This is a genomic window from Kineosporia mesophila (genome assembly GCF_021129235.1).
Classification (GTDB): Bacteria; Actinomycetota; Actinomycetes; order Actinomycetales; family Kineosporiaceae; genus Kineosporia; species Kineosporia mesophila.
In genome coordinates, this window is the sequence record NZ_JAJOMA010000008.1 from 236,101 (window position 1) to 260,206 (window position 24,106).

General features: G+C 70.7%; 15 protein-coding genes. 10 read left to right on the forward strand and 5 right to left on the reverse strand.

Features of this window, described 5'->3' with window-relative positions; genetic code table 11:
- The first annotated feature begins 293 nt into the window (after positions 1-293).
- The 3 genes from LR393_RS13915 to LR393_RS13925 all read left to right on the forward strand — a co-directional run bounded on the left by LR393_RS13915 (position 294) and on the right by LR393_RS13925 (position 6,229).
- Positions 294-566, forward strand: coding sequence for a hypothetical protein (locus tag LR393_RS13915; protein WP_231484311.1), 273 nt, complete (start codon positions 294-296; stop codon positions 564-566).
- Entirely contained in the window at positions 563-4,867 is a 4,305-nt protein-coding gene (locus LR393_RS13920) for a hypothetical protein (RefSeq protein WP_231484312.1), read from the forward strand. Before LR393_RS13915 ends, LR393_RS13920 begins: the two co-directional genes overlap by 4 nt.
- Positions 4,868-5,365: 498 nt before the next feature.
- Positions 5,366-6,229 (forward strand): hypothetical protein, encoded by an 864-nt coding sequence (locus LR393_RS13925; RefSeq protein WP_231484313.1) that lies wholly within the window; start codon positions 5,366-5,368, stop codon positions 6,227-6,229.
- Here LR393_RS13925 and LR393_RS13930 read toward each other — a convergent pair.
- Positions 6,223-7,671, reverse strand: a complete 1,449-nt coding sequence (locus LR393_RS13930) for a sugar transferase (RefSeq protein ID WP_231484314.1) — start codon at positions 7,669-7,671, stop codon at positions 6,223-6,225. The two genes, LR393_RS13925 and LR393_RS13930, sit on opposite strands and share 7 nt — an antisense overlap.
- 565 nt (positions 7,672-8,236) lie before the next feature.
- On the opposite strand from LR393_RS13930, the gene LR393_RS13935 reads away from it, so the two are divergent.
- The 3 genes from LR393_RS13935 (at position 8,237) to LR393_RS13945 (ending at position 12,809) form a co-directional block, all read left to right on the forward strand.
- Entirely contained in the window at positions 8,237-9,769 is a 1,533-nt protein-coding gene (locus LR393_RS13935) for a hypothetical protein (protein ID WP_231484315.1), read from the forward strand.
- A 69-nt stretch (positions 9,770-9,838) separates the two neighbouring features.
- Entirely contained in the window at positions 9,839-12,064 is a 2,226-nt protein-coding gene (locus LR393_RS13940) for an ArnT family glycosyltransferase (protein ID WP_231484316.1), read from the forward strand.
- 124 nt (positions 12,065-12,188) lie between these two features.
- On the forward strand, positions 12,189-12,809 hold the full coding sequence (locus LR393_RS13945) for a hypothetical protein (RefSeq protein ID WP_231484317.1): 621 nt from the start codon (positions 12,189-12,191) through the stop codon (positions 12,807-12,809).
- A gap of 302 nt (positions 12,810-13,111) precedes the next feature.
- Here the strand turns inward: LR393_RS13945 and LR393_RS13950 are convergent, their stop codons facing one another.
- Positions 13,112-14,098 (reverse strand): LLM class flavin-dependent oxidoreductase, encoded by a 987-nt coding sequence (locus LR393_RS13950; protein WP_231484318.1) that lies wholly within the window; start codon positions 14,096-14,098, stop codon positions 13,112-13,114.
- A gap of 143 nt (positions 14,099-14,241) precedes the next feature.
- Between LR393_RS13950 and LR393_RS13955 the strand changes: the two genes are divergently transcribed.
- A complete protein-coding gene (locus LR393_RS13955) occupies positions 14,242-14,865 on the forward strand; it encodes a class I SAM-dependent methyltransferase (protein WP_231484319.1) in 624 nt (207 codons plus the stop codon).
- Between the two features lie 26 nt (positions 14,866-14,891).
- Here LR393_RS13955 and LR393_RS13960 read toward each other — a convergent pair whose 3' ends face one another.
- Positions 14,892-18,686, reverse strand: coding sequence for a PAS domain S-box protein (locus LR393_RS13960; protein WP_231484320.1), 3,795 nt, complete (start codon positions 18,684-18,686; stop codon positions 14,892-14,894).
- 153 nt (positions 18,687-18,839) lie between these two features.
- On the opposite strand from LR393_RS13960, the gene LR393_RS13965 reads away from it, so the two are divergent.
- Entirely contained in the window at positions 18,840-19,319 is a 480-nt protein-coding gene (locus tag LR393_RS13965) for a hypothetical protein (RefSeq protein WP_231484321.1), read from the forward strand.
- A 418-nt stretch (positions 19,320-19,737) separates the two neighbouring features.
- Positions 19,738-20,172, forward strand: coding sequence for a hypothetical protein (locus LR393_RS13970; protein WP_231484322.1), 435 nt, complete (start codon positions 19,738-19,740; stop codon positions 20,170-20,172).
- Positions 20,173-20,259: 87 nt separating this feature from the next.
- On the opposite strand, the gene LR393_RS13975 is transcribed toward LR393_RS13970, so the two are convergent.
- Both LR393_RS13975 and LR393_RS13980 read right to left on the reverse strand, forming a co-directional pair.
- Entirely contained in the window at positions 20,260-21,546 is a 1,287-nt protein-coding gene (locus tag LR393_RS13975) for an acyltransferase family protein (RefSeq protein WP_231484323.1), read from the reverse strand.
- Between the two features lie 139 nt (positions 21,547-21,685).
- The gene (locus LR393_RS13980; RefSeq protein ID WP_231484324.1) at positions 21,686-22,648 is read right to left on the reverse strand and encodes a helix-turn-helix transcriptional regulator; all 963 of its coding nucleotides are present in this window, start codon (positions 22,646-22,648) and stop codon (positions 21,686-21,688) included.
- Positions 22,649-22,880: 232 nt separating this feature from the next.
- Between LR393_RS13980 and LR393_RS13985 the strand changes: the two genes are divergently transcribed.
- Entirely contained in the window at positions 22,881-24,092 is a 1,212-nt protein-coding gene (locus LR393_RS13985) for a GNAT family N-acetyltransferase (RefSeq protein ID WP_231484325.1), read from the forward strand.
- Positions 24,093-24,106: the final 14 nt, after the last annotated feature.

Below are 24,106 nucleotides of genomic sequence, written 5' to 3' on the forward strand. Positions count from 1 at the left end.
ACCTAGCGGAAGCGGGCGCTGCTTCGGGGAATGGCGCTGACCAGGGCGGACGGCGTGTCGCGGGCCGCGAAGGCCTCGCGCACCCACGACAGGGATGCAGTACGGGTGCCATCACTCGGTTCGGACCCGCAGAAGCTTTAACTCAGAGTTGACGTCCACTACAGTGAGCGACGCCAATTCGGATGGCGGAGTGGAGCCCGGTCAGCGCCCGCAGGGAATGCACACTGCGCCCCGGGGCAGCCTGAGGGTCGAGGAGCCTGCGAGGTTCCTGAACACGTGGAAGGGGCTTCGCCGTGCCGGAGGACCTTTCGGAGGTCGATCTCTCGGGTGTCGCCGTCGGCGGCGCCGGACTCCTCCTTGTCGTGCTCGGATGTGCGGTGGTCTTTCTCGCCGTGCGCTACCGGCGCGAGAACGTCCAGCTGAGAGCGAGAAACACCGAGTTGTCGATGGAGAACGATCGCTGGCACGAGGATTTCGCGGCGGCGACCGGTGAGCTCACCGCCCTGCGCGAAGGTCTTCACGCCGACTGTGCCTATCGTGGATCTGGCCGGGCGGAGGCGTCATGAGCGACTTCCGCGCCGGGTCGAAGGTCGCCCAGGTGCGCCGTCTCGCCGGTGAGATGCTCGACAGTGCAGCCGATTCGGCCGGGCGCACGCGCGTCGAGATGGAGCGCAACCCGGAACTGACGGTGGCCGCGTTCGCGATCTCCGCCCTGCTGCTGGTGCTCGTGTTGCTGGTGATACGTGCGATCCGTCGTAGCGCTCGCCGTCACCAGGCGGCCGGACTGCGCGACGACCTGGTCGACGCGGTGCGGATGGGCGAGATCGACGTCAACGACTTCCGGGTCTTCGCGATGATCGACTTCTGCGACCGGGTGGCCCGGCACGGTCGCCGCCCCCACTCCGGCCGGCACGCGAGCAGCCGGCCGGTGCTCGACAGTGCCCTGGCCAGCAGTCTGATCAGTGCGGTCGGGCCGGGCAGTCTGCTGCCGCCCGGGGGGCCGTTCTGGCCGTACGCCGCGCCCGAGCCCGGTGAGGTCGAGGTCACCGACGTGTGGGTGCGGGCCGTCGGTTTCCAGCGCCAGATCGTGGGTGAGCGGCGCAGTCGTCTCGACGAGACCGTCGAGGCCGTGCCGACCCCCGGTTCCGGCCCGCGTCCGCGTCGGCTGGTGTCGGTGCCGACCGGTGAGGTCCCCGTCGCCGGCCCGTCCAAAGATGTTGCCGCACAAGATCGGCTGCTCTCCGCGGAGTCGGCCGCGGACGCCGGGTGGATGCTCGGGGACACCGCCGTGCGCGCCGAGCTCGACGCCGTGCGCGCGCTCGAGATCGCGCCCACCCCGGAGGGTGAGGGCGACCTGGACAGCGCGCCGGCGCGTTGGCACGAGACCCGGCCGGTCGCCGGCCTGCGCGACTCGCCGGTCGACGTCCGGTCGGTGGACGACGCCGGATCCCGGACGATCCTGCCGCTGACCGGCCCCATCGCCCTGGTGTCGGCGGTCGCGGCCGACGACGTCTGGAAGCCGGTCGGCGGTGAGCTGCGGATCCCCAGCCCGACCGGTTCTGACCTCGCGGTCGTCCACCCGTCGGGGATGTTGGAGGACGAGGCACCTGTTCGAGAGGCCGGTGCACCTACCGGGGCCGGTGGGTTGCCGGCTGCCGTCGGCCTCTCGCCGTCGGAATCACCTGCCGTGGATGTTCTTTCGGCCGGTAGTGCAGTTAATCGAGTGACTGATGCTGCCGGTGCGACGTTTGATGCTGCAGGAAGCCAGTCGGCTGGTGCCACCGGGAAGTCGCCGGCTGGCGCTGCGCGAGGCGCCGGCGAGGAACTCCTGCCGATCGCGGCTGCGGGACGTGGGGCGACCGGCGTTGGTGCTGGTGCGGCGGGAGGCCCGGTCGACCGTGGAGCGGACAGCCTGTCGGCGGCGGCCCTGAACGGGATGCCGGTCGATGCGGTCGGCGGCCCGGGGAATGGTGCGGCCGGCTCGGGGGTGAACTTCGCCACCGGGTCACGGGACGTGGCCGGTACCGGCACCGAAGCTGAGGACGATGCTCAGGAGTGTGCCCCTACGGGTGTTTCCACGGATGAGGCTGAGGTCCGCCCGGGAATGACGATGGCCGAGGCGATGCAGGTCGCGGCCACGCCTTCGGTCGGGGTGCCGGCCTGGGTGCCGGGGCGGGCGCCGTTCCCGAGTGCGCACGATGCGCTGTTCGGGCCGCTGGCCGGGCCGGTGGTGACCTCGGACGAGGAGCCCTCCGCCGAGCTGGAGCCGGTGTTCTTCGCGGCGACGCAGGCCAAGTGGGCGGCGTCCAGGGCGGCGCAGGACCGGGCCGCCCTGGAGAGGCTGGCCGGTGAGGTGGCCGAGCGCGAGCGGGCGCAGGCCCGGGCCGCCGCCGAGCGGCTCGGGGCCGAGCTCGTCGCGGCGGAGTGGGCGGCCCGGGAATGGGCAGCCGTCGAGCGGGTCGCGGCGGAGAAGGCCGCGGCCGAGCGGGGCGAGGCCGACCGCCGGGCGCGGTTGCGGGCCGACCTGGAACGTTTCGAGAAGGCCCGGGCCGCCGAGGTACGGGCCGAACGGGAGCGCCTGGAGCAGGCCCGGCTCACCGAGCTGCGGGCCGAGAAGGAACGCGCCGAGCGCCTGCACCTCGAGGCCGAGCACCTGCGCGCCGAGCGGGAGCTGGCCGCGGCCGAGTTCCGGGCCGCGGCGGAGTTCCGCGCCGCCGCCGCGGCCCGGGCCGCCGAGGCCCGCCGGGTGCTCGCCGCCCTGAAGAACCTGGACACCCCGATCGCCGACCAGGTCGCGGCGCAGGCTGCCGGGGCCGACGCGGCTGACAGGGCTGTGGCCGAGGCGTGGGGTGGGTCGGGAACCAGTGCGCCCGTGGTCGACGTGTCGATGGCGGCGGGCGAGGCGACCGGAACCGGCGTGTCCGCCGGTCTGGACGCGGTCACCGGGATCGGCGTGTCCGCTGGTGTGGACGCGGTGGCCGGGATCGGCGTGTCCGCCGGTGTGGACGAGGCCGCCGAGGCCGCCGAGGCCGCCGAGGCCGCCGAGGCGGACACGGTGAACCGGGTGGACGCGGCTGCCGGGGCTACGTGGCCGGACGCGGAGGCCCGGGCGGAAGCGGTTGCCCGGTCCCAGATGCCGACGGAGATGCCGACGGAGATGGATGCCGAGGCGGATGCCCCGGTCGTGCGGTCCATCGACCTGCGCGGGCTGGAGGCTCCGCAGCACATCGATCTCACCCGCATCGAGCGCGAGCAGGCAGAGCGTGAGCCGGCCGGGGGCGAGCAGTTCAGGGGTGAGCAGTTCGGGGACGGGCAGTTCGGCCGGGTTCCGGCGTCGGCGCGGCTGGGTCGTCACGAGCTGCGGGACATCGGGGCAGCCTCGGCGCCGGTTCACCACGGGACACGTCGTGAGTCGTGGCCGGACTCCTCGGCCACGCAGGATCACCTGAGCCTGAAGATGACGCACGGTTCGCCGGTGCAGACGTTCGCGGGTGGGTTCCCGGGTGAGGCGAGGGACGGTCTGCGGTCCGGTACGGCGGGGGGATCCGCGGACGGGGCGGCATCCCGTGCGGAGGTCCCGGCCCGCCGGACGGGGCGCCGCGCCGATCTGTCCCGCCACCAGGCGGGCCGCCCCAAGAACGCGATCTCCGGGCCGATCGACCTGCCGTTCTTCCCGAGGACAGCCGAGGCCCCCGAGACCAACCCGATCCCGGTGCTCGACGTGCCCGGCCCGGAGGGGCGGCGGACCACCGATGGCCCGAACGAGAGCAACGGACGGACCCCCACGTCACCGGAGACCTCCGCGATGTCCGTCGTCGCGCCGGGCCCCGACGGGACGCCCACCGGCCCGAGGTTCGACGGCACATCGGCCGGAGGCACGTTGTCGTCCGACGGCGTGTCTTTCGGGAGTGTGGCCCCCAGGATTGCGGCGTCCGAGGGTGCGGCGTCCGAGGGTGCGGCGTCCGGGGGTACGGAGTTCGGGAGCGTGGTCTCCGGGGGTGCGGAGTTCGGGAGTGCCGCCTCCGTGAGTGCGGCCTCCGTGAGTGCGGCCTCCGAGGGAGCGAAGTTCGGGAGTGCGTCCCCCAGGATTGCGGCGTCCGAGGGAGCGGCCTTCGAGGAAGCGGCCTTCGGGGGTGCGGAGTTCGGGGGTGCGGAGTTCGGGGGTGCGGAGTTCGGGGGTGCGGCGCCCAGGGGTGCGGAGTTCGAGGCTGTGTCGTCCGCCGGTGCCGGGTTCTCGGTTCCGGCGTCGGGACACGCTTCGTCTGTGGGAGCGCCGTTCGTCTATTCGTCGTCCGCCACGTCGGCCATCGACATGACGTCAGTTGAGCCGTCGTCCGCGGCCGGTCGGGTCACTGATGCCGACGCCGGGGACGAGTCGTACACCGGCACGTCGGTCCCGAGTTCGTCGTTCACCGACGCCGCCTCCGTGAGGGGCCTGGCGACGGACCGGTCGCCTTCGGATGCCTCGTCCTCCAGCACTTCGGCCACGGATCCCACGTCCGCAAGCACTTCGTCCGCAAGCACTTCGTCCTCCAGCACCTCGTCCTCTGACTCCACCACGGCCCAGCGGGGCTCGGGGCACCGGCCTCGCTGGATGGCGCCGGGCGAGCGGGTCGGTGGGGTTATGGAGAAGGGGGCGGACGATGCCGGGACTCAGGGGAGTGGGGCGGCGCGGACCGGGTTCTGGGGGTTGCTTCCCGTTCGGCGCCCGCGCACCACGCTCACTGAGGTGACCGGGCACGGCAAGCCGCCGGGGGCCCTGGTGCCGTTCACCGGGCAGATTCCGGTGCAGGGCGGTTCAGGCGGTTCAGGTGGTACGGACGGGCAGGATCTGCGGGAGAACGAGGGCGAAGCAGTTCGGCACTGATTGCCAGGGGTCAATTTCTTTAAAGCCGTCGCCGCGCGCTCACCGAGCGTGCGGCGACTGTTGTCCGGAGCATGGATGCACCCCTGCACTACCGGGAAATTACATCGCGAGATGTCCTGAATTGAACCGGCACCGAATTGGTTGCCACGGGCATCGGCCGGAAGAGTCCACGGGCGAGGTGTGCCCGATGAGGCGGTATCCACCCGCACAGGGGTCGGGTGGATGCTCGCCTTCGCCGGATGACGCCGAACGGTCGGAAGGATTCTGAGTGTCTCTGCGCTGCAGCAGCTTTGCCATCCGGAGGAGGTTTGGCTGCGATGCGGGTGCAGTGTGCGGCGCAGCGACGATTGCTGAGATCACATAGCCATACCACTTTCTTTTCGCCGTCAATGGGTCGTTCGTGCCGTACCTTGCCTTGACCGGTGACAGATCCGGGCGAATGAGCGAAAGTGGAAGCCATGTGTGCGTTGCGCGGACTTCCCGGGAAGGACTGCGCGGATGGGGCAGATGGGCATGACCCAGCAGGTGCCGAGTGGCGCGATGAGCCAGCCGATGAACCAGCCACCGTTCGGTGAGGTGGCGCCGGCCGCAGTGCTCTTCTCCGTGGTGGAGGGAACGACGCGACGGGCCGTGCCCCCGGGGCAGGAGGTCACGATCGGCCGGAGTCGCAACTGCGACCTGCGCATCGCCTTCGAGCCCGAGGACGACCACGTCTCCCGGCAGGCCGCCACCCTGCGGGTGCTGGCCGACTGCGTGCTGATCCGCAACGTCTCCTCGTCCAAACTGCTCCAGCTGCGCCCGCCCACCGGCGCGGCCCGCACGGTCGAGCCCGGTGCCGCGACCACCTCGCTGCCCTGGCGCCAGTTCGACGTCGTCGTCACCGGCCGGTTCGGCCGCGACTACGTGGTGCACGTCGACGCCCGGGGCCTGCCGCCCTCACGCGCCGAGGTGGACGACGAGTCCGACTCCTCGCCCACGGTCGTGGTGCCCCCGATCATCCTCACCCCGGCCCAGCGACGCCTGCTCACGGCGCTCTGCGAGCCGCTGCTGACCCGTTCCGGCCCGGAGGCCGGCGCCGCCACCTACCGTCAGGTGGCCGAGCGGGTCGGGCGCCGTCCGGGCTATGTGCGCAATGTGTTCAAGCAGGTGCGCGAGAAGCTCGACAGCCACGGGGTGCCCGGTCTGGTCTCCCGGGAGCGTCCCGACGCGGCCGAGGACTTCCGGCTGCCCCTGGCGATGTGGGCCATCCGCAGCGGCACCATCACGCACGCCGACCTGGCCCAGGCCCAGACCTGGTTCGCGGTGGCCGCGTCCGACCCGGACTCCGCGCTGGACCCCGAGGACGACCACGACGCTCAGTAAGCCCCGTCGCCCTTCACCACGGCCCGTACCGTGCGCCAGAGGATGCTCAGGTCCAGCGTCATCGACCAGTTGTCCACGTAGCGCAGGTCGAGCAGCAGCGACTGTTCCCAGCTGAGGTCGGAACGGCCGGACACCTGCCAGAGCCCGGTCATGCCCGGGCGCACGCGCAGGCGGCGCACCGCGTCACCGGAGTACCCGGCCACCTCGCGGGGCAAGGGCGGGCGCGGGCCGACGAGGCTCATGTCGCCCTTGGCCACGTTGATCAGCTGGGGCAGCTCGTCCAGGGAGTAGCGGCGCAGGAACGCGCCCAGCGGTGTCACCCGGGGGTCGGTGCGCATCTTGAACAGCACCCCGTTGCCCTCGTCGTGCGTGGTCAGGTCGATGAGGCGGTGCTCGGCGTCGGTGACCATCGAGCGGAACTTATAGATCGAGAACTCCCGGCCGCCGACCCCGACCCGGGTCTGCCGGAACAGGGCCGGGCCCGGGCTGGTGACCCGCACCGCGATCGCCAGGCCGATCAGCAGCGGCGACAGGGCCAGCAGGATCACGGTGCCGAGCATCCGGTCGAAAACGGCCTTGACCAGCAGGTCGCCACCGGTGGCCGTGGGCTGTTCCAGGTGCAGCAGCGACAGGCCCGCCAGCGGCCGGATGGACAGGCGGGGCCCGGCCACCTCCACGATGCCGGGGGAGACGATCAGCTCGACGTCCAGGTCTTCCAGGGCCCAGGCCAGCTCCCGCAGCGGATGGCCCCACAGATCCGGGTGCGACACCACGGCCACCACGTGGGCCTCGGTGGCCTCGACCGCCTCGATCACGTCGTCGGGACCACCCATGACCGGCACTCCGTCCATGTCGCTGGGGGTGACCGGGCTGGAGGCCAGGCAGATGCCGACGGGCACCATGCCGCGATGGGTGTTGTGGCGTAGCAGGTGCACCAGCTCCCGGGCGCCCTCGGCGTCACCCAGCACGATCGTGCGTTCCAGCCCGATGCCCGCGGCCCGGGCGTGGTGCAGCCGCACCCGCAGGATCTTGCGGGCGGCCAGGGCGCCGACGACGGTGACGGGGACGGCGAACACCACGACTGAGCGGGACACGTTCGTGCGGGACAGGTACGAGGTGACGGCGATCATCGCGAACAGCACCACGCCCGAGCGCAGCACCCGCTGGAACTCCTCGGTGCCGGCCCCCAGGAACCGGCGCTCGTAGACCCGGTCCAGACCCGCGATGCCGATCCAGATCACCGGCAGCACGATCGGGATCCAGGCCCAGAAGCCCGGGGCCTCGCGGTCGAAGCGCAGCATGATCGCGAGCAGCGCGGCGGCGCCGGCGCTCAGGGCGTCGGCGAGGATGGCGTTGCGGCGGTACCGGTTGAGTGCGGCCCGGGCGTCGACGTCCGCGTGGCGGGGGAGCCCCTTCGGTGGGGTTCCGGAGACGACTGCCACCGAACCTGACACTGCACTCGCACTGCCCACAACCCCCGGTGCCACGGGAGCGCCGGGATCCGTGGCATTCCTGCTGTCAGCGTGGCCGTCGGTACTGACGCGCAGGTCGTGGCCGGTGGGGTGGGGCTTACCTCGTGAGTGCTCACGCCGGGACCTCAAGACAAACCCCCAGAACATGCCAGTCGGGTCAATGTCGTTTTCCCGGCCCGCATTTGCGCTGGCCCCCCAGCTCCGGTCCGGGCGATCACACCTTAGGCCATTCATCACTGCCCGAGGTCGGATATTCACAATTGGTGACGCGATTATCTGAGCAGGTCAGGGGTACGAGTGAATTGCCCGGAATTGTGATGAGCTTGAGGCATGGGTGACGCCGGGCGGTGTGCGGGAGTGGCCCCGGAACCGGGCGGCCGACGAATTGTGACCGGTAAAGATGGCCGACTCGCCCCGGGGTGTCGCTGTTGGGCTATTACTCGGTGCATCATCTAGACGGTGCGCCCGGACGGGTGAAAGCGTCGTCTGCGGTGAGCGGTGCAGAAATGGTCAATGAGCGACGCAGGGAGCCTGAATGCCGCCCTCGGAAACTTCGCGTCACCGCGGTGCCGGCCGGACCGTGGTGGACAAGTTGCAGCTGATATCCAACGCGCCGCCGGAGGTCAGGGTCCGTCAGGCGCTGCAGCCGCCGTGGGCCGGACGCCGGCAGCCGGTGCGGCGCCCGCAGTCGTTCACGCCCGCCGGTGACGGCATCACCCGGCAGCTCTGCTCGGCCATCCACCTGAACGCCTCGTTCGGGGGTGAGGTGCTCAACGACCTCGTCTACCCGGACTGGAAGGCGATGGCGCCGAACTGGCACGTCGACGCGGTCGCGCTGGCCCGGCACGCCGCCCAGGCCAAGCAGCGACGCGAGACCCGCGACGTCTGGCTGCTCGTGGTGACCGCCGCGGTGGCCATCGTGCTGGAGGTGGCGCTGGTCTCGATCTTCACCGGTGAGCTGGGGCCGGGCGGCCTGCTGATGCTCGCGTTCCTGGTGCTGCTCGGCTCGTACCTGGCCGGCTTCGCGATCATCTGGGTGCACTACCGGGCCGTTCACGACTCGGCCCTGGCCTCGATCGGCATCAAGGGCCTCAACGCGGTGGAACCCCCGCCGCTGCCCGAGGAGATCGAGGGGCCGATCCGCAGCTCGGGCCGCGCCAACGTGGTGGTCTTCGCCGGCAAGACGCCGTTCAACGGTTCCGGCGACCAGATCGACGGCTGGAGCTTCACGGTCGACACCCGGGTCGGCACCGCCAGCGACCTGGGCAAGCGCGGTGAGCCGCAGCCGTTCGACAGCATCGACCTGCACCGCTACCTGCTCGAGCAGATCCCGCTGACGATGGAGAACAAGCCGCGCACGGGGCACCGGCTGTACGTCATCGGGGGTCACGCCCGGGCGGTGGGCGGCCTGTTCCGGCAGGGGCCCGTGCTCGACGACCCGGACTACGAACTGCGCTTCCGCCGGCCGGTCTCGGAGGCCACGCCCGAGCACATCGACAAGGCGCTGCGTAACCAGCACCGCTCGGCCCGGCCGTACACGTTCTTCGAGGTCGTCGGCTGGGACGGGCAAGTGGTGGTGACCCTGTTCGTGCGGGTGGAGAAACACGGCCCGATGCTCGAGGTGGAGATGGCGGTGACGGCGCTGCGCCCGCTGAAGCCCGACTACGGCGACGTGGTGAAGATCCCGCTCGGCCCCGGCGCGCACCGGCTGCCGCTGCTGCGCACGGTGCTGCCAATGGTCTGGCCGCTGCTGTGGGGCAGCCCCTCGCGCACCGTCCGCAAGATCCGGATGGACCGGCAGGAGGCGGCCGCCCGGGTCGACCTGGACCAGGAGCTGGAAGAGCGCAACGACCTGAGCTGGGCCGCCGCACCCAGTCTGCGCGACCGCACGGCCGCCGCGGCGAACGGCAACCACTTCGGGGCGGCCGACGAGAAGATCTACCAGCACGCCTTCAAGCGCCGGTCGATCGACGTACTGCGGGAGTTCCTGGTGGAGCACGACGTGGACGTCAAGGAGTTCGACCTGGCGGCCTCGTTCATGGTTCCGGGCCAGGGCGCCCCCAGCTGACACCTTTCCATAGCTGACGTACAGGTAACGGTCGGCCCTCGTGCAGGGGCCGGGTAGAGCGTTCTCACCATGACGACGACCTCGCCCGGCCCAGACACGGTCCACCGGGCCGACCCATCGGGCACCGCGACGCCCGGCCGGCTTGACGACTCCTCCGGACGGCAGCGCGGCCGTCGTCGCTTCCTCAGCTCCGCGGACGGCGACCCGCGCTGGGCCCGCCCCGCCTTCCTGGTCCTGCTGCTCGCGACCGCCGTTCTCTACCTCCAGAACGTCGCGGTCTCCGGCAACGCCAACGAGTTCTACGCGGCTGCCGTACAGGCCGCCTCGAAAAGCTGGAAGGCCTGGTTCTTCGGCTCGTTCGACGCCGCGAACTTCATCACCGTGGACAAGCCCCCGGCCTCGACCTGGGTGATGGGCCTGTCCGCCCGGATCTTCGGGTACAGCAGCTGGAGCATGCTGGTGCCGCAGGCCATCGAGGCGGTGGCCGCCGTCGGCCTGCTCTACGCCGCGGTGAAGCGCTGGTTCGGGCCCGCCGCCGGACTGCTCGCGGGGGCGGTCCTGGCGCTCACCCCGGCCGCCGCACTGATCTTCCGGTTCAACAACCCGGACGCCCTGCTCGTGCTGCTGATGACCGCCGCGACCTACTGCATGGTGCGCGCGGTGGAGAACGGCTCGACCAAGTGGGTGCTGCTGTGCGGCAGCGCGCTGGGCTTCGCCTTCCTGACCAAGATGCTCCAGGGCTGGCTGATCGTTCCCGCCCTCGGCCTGGCCTACCTGGTCTGCGCGCCGACCTCGTTCAAGCGCCGCTTCGCCCAGCTCATCGGCGGGCTGGTCGCGATGATCGTCTCGTGCGGCTGGTGGATCGCCATCGTCGAGCTGTGGCCCGCCGACTCCCGCCCGTACATCGGTGGCTCGGAGAACAACTCCATCCTCGAGCTGGTGCTCGGCTACAACGGCCTGGGCCGGATCCTCGGTGGTGACGGCAACGGCGGCGGCGGTGGTGGCGGCGGCATGACCGGCGGCGCGGCCGGCTCGTCGTTCGGCGGTGCCACCGGCCTGAACCGGCTGTTCGGCTCCGAGATGGGCAACGAGATCTCCTGGCTGCTGCCCACCGCCCTCGTGGCCCTGGTCTTCGGCCTGCTCCTGACCTGGCGCAACCCGCGCACCGACCGCACCCGCGCGGCCCTGATCATGTGGGGTGGCTGGATGCTGACGGTCGGCCTGATCTTCAGCTACATGAAGGGCACCATCCACCCGTACTACACGGTGGCCCTGGCCCCGGCCATCGGCGCGGTCGTCGCGATCGGCGGCAAGACCTGCTGGGACGCCCGTCATCTCTGGCGGGCCCGCATCGGCCTGGCCGGGATGATCCTGGCCTCCGGCCTGTGGTCGTACACGCTGCTGGCCCGTAACGCCGACTGGGCCCCCGGCCTGCGCTACGTCATCCTGGCCGTCACCGTGATCGCCGCGATCGGCCTCGTGCTCCCGATCCGCCTGGCCGCCAGGGCCCTCCTGGCGCTGGTCCTGGCGGGCATGCTCGCCGGTCTGGCCGGTACCGCCTCCTACGCGGTCGCCACCACGACGCAGTCGCACACCGGTTCCATCCCCTCGGTCGGCCCGGCCAGCGCGGCCTCCTCGTCGGGCGGCGGCTTCGGCGGAGGCGGCGGTGGGGGCATGCCCAGCGGTATGGGCGGCACGGGCTCGTCCGAGACCGGCACACCGCCCGGCGGCACGACCGGCAGCACCGGCAGCACCGGTACCGACGGGAGCACGGGCACCGGCACCGACGGCAGCACCGGCACCGACGGGAGCACGGGCACCGACGGCAGCACCGGCACCGAGAGTGGTGGCACGACGCAGCCGGGACAGTCCGGCACGTCCAGCGACGACGACAGCACGACCACCGGTCGCGGCGGGTTCGGCGGAGGTGGCGGCGGCGGTATGGGCGGCGGCTCGTCGGTCAGCGACGAACTGGTCGAACTGCTGAAGAACGCCGGCACCACCTGGGCGGCCGCGACGGTCAGCTCGAACTCGGCGGCACCCCTGCAGCTGGCCAGTGACGAGCCGATCATGGCGCTCGGCGGGTTCAGCGGCAGCGACCCGGCGCCGACGCTGGCGGAGTTCCAGGAGTACGTGGCCAACGGTGACGTGCGGTACTTCATCGCCAGCGGCAGTGGCGGCGGCGGCATGGGCGGCAACAGCGAGATCGCCACCTGGGTTGCGGCGAACTACACCGCGACTACCGTAGGAAACCAGACGGTGTACGACCTCCAGGCCACCACCACGGCCTCGTAGACCGCGCCGGAGACCGGCCCAGATCTGGTGCGGTGGCGTTGCGGATCCCCTCCCCGCAGCGCCACCGCACTACTTTTGCCGGACGCTCCCACCCCGGAGCGAGTTCTCACACAGAGGTGGGGCCGTGCAGACACTCGATCTGGAACCGGGGTCACCGGGTCCACCGGCCGACCCACCCTCGCCGCCCCTGAGACTGGTGCTCTACGTGTGCGGGGTGGTGGGCGTCCTCCTGTTCGGCTCGGTGGTGGTCGGCCGCACCGAGAACACCGTCCGGCACCTCGACTCCCTGCCCACTCCGTCGTTCACCCGGATCCAGCTCGACGCCCTGCCGGTCTCGCTCCGTGAGACCTGCCCCGTGCGCACCGACCACCGCAACCACCTCACCGTCTCCTTCACGCTCGCGAACACCACCTCGTCCTCAGTTCTCATCGACGACGTGGAAGGTCTGCAACGGGGCGGCCTGCGGCAGGAGAGACGCGTGACGGCGGGCGGCAGTTGTGAGCTCCCGGCCCACCGGCCGGTGAAAGCCACGGTGGCGCCGAAGAAGACGCGCCTTTACACGGTGCGCTGGAAGCTGCCCGACACCTGCCCCGAGCGATCCCCGCTGCGGATCGCGGTCAGTTACCGTCGGGCCGGCGACGAACAGGAGCGCCCGGGCGTCGTGATCGTGCTGGACAGCCTGCGCGGCATCGGGTTCGTGCAGTGCCCCCACGTGGTCACGGAATTCCCCGGGGGAGAGGGCTGATCGGGGAGTTCTGCGGATGCGCCACGGTGCCCGGGCTCACACACCCGCTCCCCGGGCCGTCGTCGGGGAACGCCGGCCCGAAACGCAGGGAATTCGGGCTCTGCGGGGGCGTTCACGCCGATCTGAGCTGCGGGGCGATTGCCCGATCAGGAACAGGGGTGGGCCGCGGTGATCGGGCGGTGGCACGCCGGGGGTCCGCGGCTGGAGGAGCGGCGGCCCGGGGGCTGATCGCGGACGGCACCGTGCGCGAGGCGGCTCGGTGCCGTCCGTCGGTGATCAGATCAGCCGGTCCGGCTCATGACTCAGCTGGTCTGGCCCATGACCTGGGCGGTCAGCTCGACCGAGCGCAGGCGGGCCTCGGTGTCCTGGTGCCCGAAGGCCACGATCAGCTCGTCGGCGTCGGCGTGCTTCTGGAACTGCTCGAGGTAGTCCTTGACCTCGTCCGGGGTGCCGACGGCCGAGTACTTCACCATTTCCTCGAGGTGCACGGCCTCGCCGGAGTCGACGATCTGCTCGGCCTCCGCCTCGGTCAGTGAGCGGCCGCGGCCGTAGAGCAGGCCGACCCGCTGGATCTTGGCCTGGCGCAGGGCCTTCTGGGCCGCCTCGGTGGTCTCGTCGGCGAACACGTTCAGCGCGGCGATCACGTGCGGGGCCGCGAGCTCGTCGGAGGGCTTGAACTCGCGGCGGTAGACCTCGACGGCCTGGTGCAGCGCGGTGGGGGCGAAGTGCGACGCGAAGGCGTAGGGCAGGCCGAGCGCGGCGGCGAGCTGGGCGCCGAACAGGGACGAGCCGAGGATGAACAGCGGCACGTTCGTGCCCTTGCCCGGGATGGCCTGCACGCCCCGCACGCGGGACTCGCCCTTCAGGAAGCCCTTCAGCTCGACCACGTCGGTCGGGAAGTTCTCGGCGGTGGCCGGGTCGCGCCGCAGCGCGTAGGTGGTGGCCTGGTCGGAGCCGGGCGCGCGGCCCAGGCCGAGCTCGATCCGGCCCGGGTGGATCTCGGCCAGGGTGCCGAACTGCTCGGCGATCACCAGCGGGGAGTGGTTGGGCAGCATGATGCCGCCGGAGCCCAGCTTGATCGTCTTCGTGTGGGCGGCCACGTGGGCGATGAGCACGCTGGTGGCCGACGAGGCGATCGCGGCCATGTTGTGGTGCTCGGCGTACCAGACCCGCTGGTAGCCGGTCCTCTCCGCGGTCTGCGCCAGGGCGACGCTCGCGGCGATGGCCTGGGAAGGACTCTGGCCCTTCGCCACGGGAGCCAGGTCGAGGATCGACAGCGGTGTGGCCACGATTGCATGCCCTTCGTTGCGGGAGTTTCTTCCACCAGGTGCCAACCCCGTCCGGCGGAGGAGTAGTCCCGATCCGGCGGATGTGTTTGACGGCGATCGATCACTTAAGTGGGTATGATCGGCTCACCGGATGAAGGGGACACATGCAGCCCGTCTTTGCTGCTGACGCCGCCACGGCCGCCTACTACGACGCCCGGGCCGGTGAGTACGACGACTGGTACACCGGCGAGGGGCAGTTCGCCGCGCGCGACCGGCCGGGCTGGCACGACGAGGTGAACCGCCTGGTTGCCCTGGTGTCGTCGCTACCGGCCGCCCGCACGCTGGACATCGCCTGCGGCAGCGGCTTTCTCACCCGCCACCTGAGCGGTCTGGTGGTCGCCCTGGACCAGAGCCCGGCGATGGTGACCCTGACCCAGTCGCGACTGCCCGCCGGGGTGGCCCTGACCGGTGACGCGCTCGACCTGCCGTTCGCCGCGGGCGCCTTCGACCGCGTCCTCACCGGGCATTTCTACGGGCACCTGCCGGAGGGCGAGCGGGAGACCTTCCTGGCCCAGGCCCGGCGGGTGGCCCCCGAGCTGATCGTGATCGACACCGCCCGCCGGCCGGGTGGGCCGCAGGCCCAAACCGAGGAACGCGTGCTCAACGACGGCTCGAGGCACCAGGTGTACAAGCGGTTCCTGACCCCGGGGCAACTGGCCGGGGAGATCGGTGGCGAGGTGCTGCTGGCCGGCACCTGGTTCGTGGCCGTCCGGGCCGTCCACACCTGATCATCGGTTGCATCAGGGGTGTTGCGTCAGGGGTTACGCACCGGCACCCCGCCGAGTGCCTCGACCAGGTCCTCCGCCCGCACCGGCTTGGACAGGTACCCGTCCATCCCGGCCTGGGCGCAGGCGTCCCGGTCCTCCTTGGTCACGCTCGCGGTCATCGCGATGATGGTCGGCTGACGGTCGGGCGGGATCTGCGAGCGGATCGTGCGCGTCGCCTCCAGGCCGTCCATCACCGGCATGTGCATGTCCATCAGCACCACGTCGTAGTCGATCCGCCCCACGGCCTCCACGGCCTCCGCGCCGTTGGCCGAGATCTCCACGGTGTGGCCGAGTTTGGCCAGCATCAGCTTGCCGACCTTCTGGTTGATCTCGTTGTCCTCGACCAGCAGGATGCGCAGCTTGCCCGCGTCGGTGAGATTCCGGCGGGGTGCGGTCGGTGAGGACGCCGAGGTCGCCGAGGCGGTCGTGTCGCCGGGGGGAGAGGGCTGGGGAATCGGGCCGGCCGGGTTCGGTCCGGTCTCCGCCGGGCCGGGCACCAGTACCTGTCCCACCACCTCGGCCAGGGCGGCGCTGCGCACCGGCTTGGTCAGGACCGACGCGAAGACCTTCTCGTGCGTGCGGTCGCGACGCCCGATGCTGGACAGCAGCACCAGCGGCAGGTCCTTGCCGCCGGCCAGCTGACGCAGGGCCAGGGCGAGCTGCACACCGTCCATCACCGGCATCGCGTAGTCGAGGATCGCCAGGTCGAACTGCACCCCGCTGCCGATCAGGGCGAGCGCCGTCAGGGGGGAGGCGCTGTCCTGGCAGGCCATGCCGTAGCTCTCCAGCTGGAGCCGGAGGATGCGGCGGTTGGTGTCGTTGTCGTCGACGATCAGCACGTGCCGCCCGGCCACGATCGCCGGGGGCCGCTTGCGCAGCGTCTGGGGCCCGCTGAAGCGTCCCAGGGCCACGCTGAAGGTGAACTGCGACCCGACGCCCACCTCGCTGGTGACCGTCAGCCGTCCGTCCATCGCCTCGACGATCGCCTTGCTGATGGCCAGGCCCAGTCCGGTGCCGCCGTAGACCCGCGTCGTCGACGCGTCCACCTGACTGAACGACTTGAACAGACGTCCCATGTTGGCCCGGGAGATCCCGATGCCCGTGTCGGCCACCGTGAACCGCAGGCGCAGGGGCGCATCCGGGCCCTCCTGCCAGCCCTCCTCCACCTCGACCCGGAGCAGCACGTCGCCCTGAGTGGTGAACTTGATCGCGTTGCCCACCAGGTTCGTCAGCACCTGGCGCAGCCGGGTGACGTCACCGACCACCACACCGGGGCAGTCGTCGTCCACGTGCGAGACCAGGTCGATGTTCTTCACCGACCCGGCGAACTGGGCGACGGCCCCCTCCACGCACTCCCGCAGCTCGAACGGCTGCTCCTCGAGCTCCAGGTCCCCGGACTCGATCTTGGAGAAGTCGAGGATGTCGTTGATGATCGCGAGCAGCTGGTCACCGCTGCTGCGCACGGTGTGCAGCAGCTCCCGCTGCTCGTCGTTGAGCGGGGTCTCCAGCAGCAGCCCGGTCATCCCGATCACGGCGTTCATCGGGGTGCGGATCTCGTGGCTCATGGTGGCCAGGAACGCGGACTTGGCCTTCGTGGCGTCCACCGCGGCGTCGCGGGCCTGCGTCATCGCCTCCATCGCCGCGGTCTTCTCCGCCTCGGCCCGGCGCCGCTCGGTCACGTCCAGCGCCACCGTGCAGATCGCGTTGGTCTCACCGGACTCGTCCTGCAGCGGCACCCGCACGGTCTCGAAGTAGTGCCGGCCGTCGGCCAGGTCGGCGATCTCGTCGACGTGCACCGGGCCCTGCAGGGCCCGCAGGTCGTTAACTCGCCAGCGGGCGGCCAGCCGGGGGTCGAGGATCTGGTCGGTGGCCCCGACCATGTCCTCCTGGGTGACGCCGAACGCCTCCTCGAAGGCCCGGTTGACCATGATGTAGCGGCCGTCGAGATCCTTCACGTTGATGATCGACTGATTGTTCTGGATCACCGCGCGCAGCATGTGGCTCTGCGTGTCGCGTTCCTTCTCGGCCTCGACCCGTGCGGTGACGTCGGTGGCCACGCCGATGTAGCCGTTGACCTCGTTCGGGTCGCCGTCGTGCATCGGCACCATCGACACGGTGACCAGGCGGCGCGTGCCGTCCTTGGCGATGTAGGTGCGTGGCCGCATCAGGGCCGGGTGCCCGGCGTGGTCGATGAACATGGAAAGATCGAAGGGCACGCCGATCTCGGCCGCGATCAGCTCCATCTCCTCGGGGTCGTGCCAGGTCAGGCCCTTCTGGGTGCCGATCACCTCGGCGGCCGTGTAGCCGAGCATCCGCTCGGCGCCGCGGTTCCACATGGTGATGTGGCCGGTCGTGTCGATCGCGATGAAGGCGTGCTCGGTGGCGTCGAGCACCTGGGCGAACAGGTCGCGGGCCCGCCGCAGCTCACGCTCGGTGTGGCGCAGTTCGGTGATGTCCTGGACGGTGCCGACGATCCGGCCCGGTCCGCCGTCCGGATCGTTCTCCCGTCGCCCCCGGCCCTGAACGATGCGCACCTGGCCGTCGGGGCGCACGATGCGGTACTCGATCTCCTCCGGTTCCTCCGACCCGCTGTCCCGGATCCGCTCGGTGGCCTCCCGCACCCGGTCGCGGTCGTCCGGGTGGTTGAACGCCCGGGCCTGCTCGATCGACGCGGCCGTGGTCGCCGGATCGGCACCGAACACCCGGAAGAGCTGGGGCGACCACCAGGAGGTGCCGGCGGCCAGGTCGACCGACCAGCTGCCGAGCTCGGCGATCTCCTGGGCCTCCTCCAGCTGGTTCCCGCGCCGGATCGCCTCGGCCGTGGCGGCGCTGAGGGCGTGCTGGACGACCATCCGCTGGGTGACGTCCCGCCCGACCACCATGATCTCGACGACCCGCCCGCCGGCGTCCTGGATCGGCAGCATCGTCACCTCGACCTGGCGGTAGGTCTGATCGCTGTGGTGCAGGAGCCGGGTGGTGAAGTCGCGGCGCCGTCCGGTGTTCACGTCGGCCAGGGCCCGCTGCACCGACTCCAGCTCCTCCGGGTGCACCAGGGCGTCCCCGATGTCCACCGTGGTCATCGCCGCCTCGGGGTCCATCCCGAGCATGGTGCGCAGGGCGGGCGAGACGTATCGCACCTGGCCGTCGGGGGCGAGCCGGGCGATCACGTCGGGCGAGCTCTCCACCAGCATCCGGTACCGGCGCTCGGACTCGGCGACCTGGCCGATCAGCCGCTGCCGCTCGGCCAGTTCCTGCTCCCGCTCGAACAGGGTGCGGCGCAGGGTGAGCTGGGCCATCACCTGGTCGGCCAGCACCCGCAGCAGTTCCAGCTGGTCGGGGGTGAGCTGGCGGGGCTCGTAGTCGATCACGCACAGGGTGCCGAGGACCTCGCCGGTCGGCGTCTCCAGCGGGAAGCCGGCGTAGAAGCGGATCTCCGGCTCACCGGTCACCAGGGGGTTCTGGGCGAACCGGGGGTCGGTCGAGGCGTCGTCGACGATCACCGGCCGGCCCTCACGCACCACGTGGTCACAGAACGCCGTGCGCCGGTCACCCTCGCGGTCGGCCATGCCGATCGCGGCCTTGAACCACTGCCGGTGCTCGTCGATCAGCGTGATCGTCGAGCTGGGGGTGCGGGCGATCGACGACGCGACTTTGACCAGCGCGTCGAAGCCGGGTTCGGGCTCGGTGTCGAGCACGCGGTAGGTGTCCAGCTCGGCCAGCCGCCGGGTCTCGGCGGCGTCGGCGGCAGCCGGGTCTGAATCGTCCGCGGGGTACTCGCTCACGGTCTGCCTATCGGCTGTCCAGGGCCTGCGCTGGACTGTGTGGGCCCGGGTGGTAACCGAGTGCTACCCGGCCGGTACCTGAGTGGTACCGGTCGGAACCGGGCCCGCCGGGACCTCGTTGGACCCGGAAAGTTCACCTCTGGGGAGGCACGTGTGGTTTCGAAGCAGTCGGTCGCGGTCCGGTCACTGGTGGTGCTCCCGCTCGCGGCGCTGTTGCTGGCCGGCTGTGGCGAGGACACCGGCGCGCGGATCGATCGGCTGAACGATTCGGCCGGCACCCTGAACGACAGCGCCCAGCAGCTCGAGGACGCCACCGGGAACCTCGATCCGGACAGCCTGGATCGAGCCGAGGAGAACCTCCGCGACGCCGCCGAAGACCTCGGGGAGGCCGGTCAGGCCAAGGCCGCCTGCTCCGCCGTCGGCACGGTGGTGGGCGCCAGTGAGGGCGACGACACCCGGGCCGCGACCACCCGGCTCGCAGCCACGGTCGCCACCATCTTCACCACGTTGGGTAATGACGAGGGAACAGATCCCGACCTTGACGCGATGCTGAAGGAAACCTGCCCCGCCGTTCATGAGCAGGCTCTCGATCTGATCGAGCGGGACAGCCTGAACGAGCTTTACAGCAACTGAAGCGTGACCCTGCGTCACATTCGGTGTCCCGGGGCAACGATAGAGGGCCGATGAGGGCAAGGCCACGCCCGGTGTTCCTGTGAGAAATATCGGCGTTCCTGGTGGATCTGAGCGAAGATGCGCTGGATGGGCCTAGTGGGAATCTTGAGAACGCAGCAAAGGATGAGATTGGCGGGGTAGCCTGCTGGGCGGCTGAGGGTGTGCTCGCCGAGGTCGAGGGAGACCTTGGGCGGCGTGCGACACAACCCCCTCACCATGTCGTGAGTTACCCGGTCTCGATATCGGTAGTGGATCCACGCTGGTCGAGGCCGACCGGGCCGACCTGGGCCGCACAACGGCCCGGACCGTGCCGGCGTGCGCCAGGACCGTTCGGGACCACCGGGCTGAACAGCCTGAATGATCTTCCGGAGAGCTGATCGTGTTTCGTGGTGTACGCAAGACGGTGCTGGTGCTGGCCGCAGCCCCGCTGATGGGTCTCGTGCTGGCCGGATGTGGCGGAAGTAGCGGTGACGAGAGCAAGTCGGCCGCGACCACGACGACGGACGCGGTGAACACCGAGACCGCCGTGCCCACGGCCACCACGTCGGGTCAGCGGTTCGACATCACGGCTGTGATGGTGTGCGACGCCGTGCAGTCGGCGCTGGACTCCGCCGCGCAGGCCAAGCCGGAAGATGTCCAGAAGGGGCTCGTGACGAGCCTCGAAACGGCGTTCCGCGGCTCCAAGACGCCCCGCGCGACGATCAAGACCGTCAAGGTCGACAAGCTGATGGACTCCGGCTGCCCGGGCCTGCGGGTCAAGGCGCTGACGGCCGCCAAGATGAGCACCATGGCGATGCTGAAAGACCTGCATTAACCGCCGGTAGGCGGATCCCGTGACGCGAGAGCGCGCAGACCCGGCGGGCCTGCGCGCTCTTCGTGCTGTCCGGTGCCGTCCGCGACGTCAGACCGACGCGGGCTCCCGCACCACCGGCTCGGGGGCGGGCCTCGGTTTCTTCTTCGGCTGCCAGGCCGTCTCGATGTAACGGTGCCCGATCTCGGCCAGACAAGCAGCCCCGATCATGCCCGCGACGATGATGACCGCGGCCACCTTCGGGGCCTGCGGGTTCAGGCCGCGCAGCTCCAGCACCAGCTTCACGCTCATCAGCACCGGTCCGTGCAGCGCGTAGATCGCGAACGAGCGGCTGCCCAGCCACTGCACGACAGACGTGTTCAGCAGCCACTTCGCCGGGCCGCCGGAGGGCAGGGCCAGGCTGACCACCAGGACCGGCGCCAGCATCATCATCGGCAGGAAGCGGAACTCCCGCACGAAACCGCGCTCCCAGCAGGCCAGCACGAGCAGGAGCAGGGAGATCACGCCGACCGGGGCGGCCCAGCGCACGGTCTGCGTCGCGCCGTCCTCGGGAGAGGCGATCGTGCGACGCCGCATGAACAGCAGGTACAGCTCGTAGGTCACCATGCCGGCGCCGAGCCCGGCCAGACCCCGGCCGAACGCCACGGTGCCCACGCTGTTCTCGGCGCTGGGCACGGTCCAGGCGAGCACGACCATGCCGGCCAGGAAGGCGGCGGGCCCCACCAGGCGGCGGTAGTAGGCCGTGGGCATGAACGCCACCACGGCGACGATCAGGATGTTCACCCACAGCTCGACCGACAGCGACCAGGCCGCGGCGTACCCGGAGAACTGCGGGCCGAGAATGCCCTGCACCAGCACGAGACTCGACGCCCAGGCCCGCAGGTTGGTGTCACCGTGGTGGAAGGCCCCCCGCTCCGGGGTGTGGAAGATGCCGAACTGCTGGCACAGCGCGAGCACCGTCACACCGAGCAGGGCGATGGCCCAGCCGGCCAGGTGCAGCGGCATGAAACGGCGTACCCGCAGCTCGGAGAAGCGCAGGAAGTCCTCGCGGTGACGGGTCCGCAGCATGGTGCGGGCCATCACGAAACCACTGAGGACGAAGAACAGGTCCACCATCAGGTAGCCGCCGGTGATCAGCCGGTCGAGCGAGTCCGGGATGCCGATGTCCCGGAACTCGCGGCGGAGGTGGAAGATCACCACCACGATCGCCGCCAGGCCTCTCAGGCCGTCCAGAGCGGTGAACCGTCTGGGAATGGCCGGGGCCGATGTCGTTCCACCGATAGGGCTTTCCGGCACCCCCGATTCCAGTGGGGCCTCCGGTATCGGGGGCTGGGTGCGGTCGATCCTGTCCGACGAGATGTCGGAGACGGTCATCATCAGCCTTTCACCGGGTCATGCCAACAAGCATGGAATGTTAGGTGAAAGCTATGAGGCTTGTGGGTAGATCTGTGCATCAGTTGAGAAAAGGGACAACGATTTCACATCGCCCTAACGGAAAACCGCACCGTGTAAGGAATCAGTCACCCGCAGCTCGCTGAAAGCGCTGTGCGAGGCGCGATACCGCGGCCGTCAGCTCCGGGGGGCCGAGCACCTCGAAATCCGCGCCGATGAGCCCGAGCCACGGCGCCATCGACTCCGGGTCGGAGCCGCCGATCGTCACCACGCAGCGGTCCTCGCCGTCCGCCTCCACCGACTCGGCCGCGGTACCGAGACGCTCACTGATCGTGGTGACCGGCGCGAACACACGAAGGCGCGCGGTGACCGCCCAGGGCACCGACCGCGTCCTCTGCTTCACGAAGGCCGCCGCATCGCCACCGGGGACCTCCCGGCCGGGGAACCGGGCGCCCACTGCGATCGGGTCGCTCAGGCGGTCGGCGCGGAAGGTGCGCCAGTCGTCGCGGTCGAGGTCCCAGGCCACCAGGTACCAGCGCCGGCCCCAGCTGACCAGGCGGTGCGGCTCGACGGCCCGTTTCGACGTCACCCCCGCGTGGTCGGCGTAGGTGAAGCGCACCCGCTCGCGGTCGCGGCAGGCCGAGGCCAGCAGGGACAGCGCGGCCGGGTCGGCCACCGGGCCCGGGTCCGCCCCGGCGCCCGGCCCGACCCGTACGGTGAAGGCGGTCAGCGCGTCCACCCGCCGCCCCAGCCGGGCCGGCAGCACCCGCTGGAGCTTCGTCAGGGCCCGCAGCGCGCTCTCCTCGAGCCCGGCCCCCGTGACGGTTCGCAGGCTCAGCGCGATGGCGACGGCCTCGTCGTCCTCCAGCAGCAGCGGGGGCAGCGAGGCCCCCGCCCCGAGCCGGTACCCGCCCACCGAGCCCCGGGTCGCGACCACCGGGTAGCCGAGGGACCGCAGCCGCTCCACGTCGTGCCGGATCGTGCGGGTACTCACGCCCAGCCGTTCGGCCAGCTCCGGCCCCGACCAGTCCCGCGGTGTCTGCAGCAGCGACAGCAACGTGAGCAGGCGCTTGGAGGTCTCGGCCATACCGCCAGCGTGGCACGGCAAGCGGAACGATCTCTTCCTGATGCGGCCCCCTCGCTTCCGTGATCATGCAAAACCTCCCCGGACTTCTAGAACTGTGCGGCGGGGAGTTCTAGAACTCTGGGAAGGTTTTGCATGATCACGGAAGGTATGGGGGGTAGCTGCTCACCGTGGCGTCGGGGGCGACCGGGTGGGTCGCCGGGAGTAACGGTGATCACCGGGCTAGCGTCGGGTTGTGGAACACGAGATCAGAGTGCTCACCGACGCGCAGGAGATCGGCCGGTCGCTGGAGGTGTTCCTGACCGCGATGGTCGGGCTGCCGCGGGCGGACGCGGAGAAGCAGCACACGTTCATGGAGCCCGGGCGCACGGTCGGGGCGTACCTGCCCGGGGAACGGCTGGTGGGTACGGCCAGTTCGTTCACCAGCTGGATGGTCGTGCCCGGGGGCCGGAAGGTGCCGCAGGCCGCGGTCACCGACGTGGGCGTGCTGCCCACCCACACCCGGCGCGGCCTGGCCAGCGCCCTGGTGCGCAACCAGCTGGAGCAGTGCCTGGCCCGGGGCGAGATCCTGGCCAGTCTGCGGGCGAGCGAGGCCACGATCTACGAGCGCTGGGGCTTCGGCATCGCCAGCGCCGTGGCCGCGGTGGAGATCACCGTGCCCCAGGCCCAGTTCCGGGCCGGGGTGCCGAAAGGCGGTGACGTGCGCCTGATCGACCTGCGCGAGCGCGCCGACCAGGACCTGCTGGCCCGGATCTACACCGGTGCCAACTGGGCCGGGGCCATCGACCGGTCGAGCTACTGGTGGCGCGCCAAGGCCCACATGCGGCACCTGAGCCAGGAGCACTTCTACGCCGTCGTGCACGGTATCCCCGGTCACGAGGACGGTTTCGCGATCTACAAGCCGGAGGACACGACCGCCTGGTTCCGCTCCAAGGACCGCAGCATCGTGGTCGGCGACTTCGTGGCCAACACCTCCCGGGCGCACTTCGGGCTGATCCGGTACCTGCTGTCGATCGACCTCTTGCAGCGGGTGGTGCTCGACCCGATGCCGGTCGACCACTCCCTGGAGAAGCTGCTCACCGACGAGCGCGCCGTGAACACCCACGCCGTGCGCGACGAGACCTGGCTGCGGCTGGTCGACGTGCAGGCGGCCCTGCGTGCCCGCACCTACCGGGCCCCGGGGGAGGCCGTGCTGGAGGTGCGGGACGAGCTGCTGCGCGAGAACACCGGCCGCTACCTGATTTCCGCCCAGGGCGTGGCCCGGACCGACCGGCGGCCGGACATCACGCTCGACGTCTCCCAGCTGGCCTGCGCCTACCTGGGCGGCACCCGGTTCTGGCAGCTGGCCCAGGCCGGCCGCATCGCCGTGCACGACGACGGGGGCCTGACCCGCGCCGACCATCTCTTCGGCCTGAGGCGAGCCCCCTTCAGCGGCACGATGTTCTGACTCCGGACAACGGG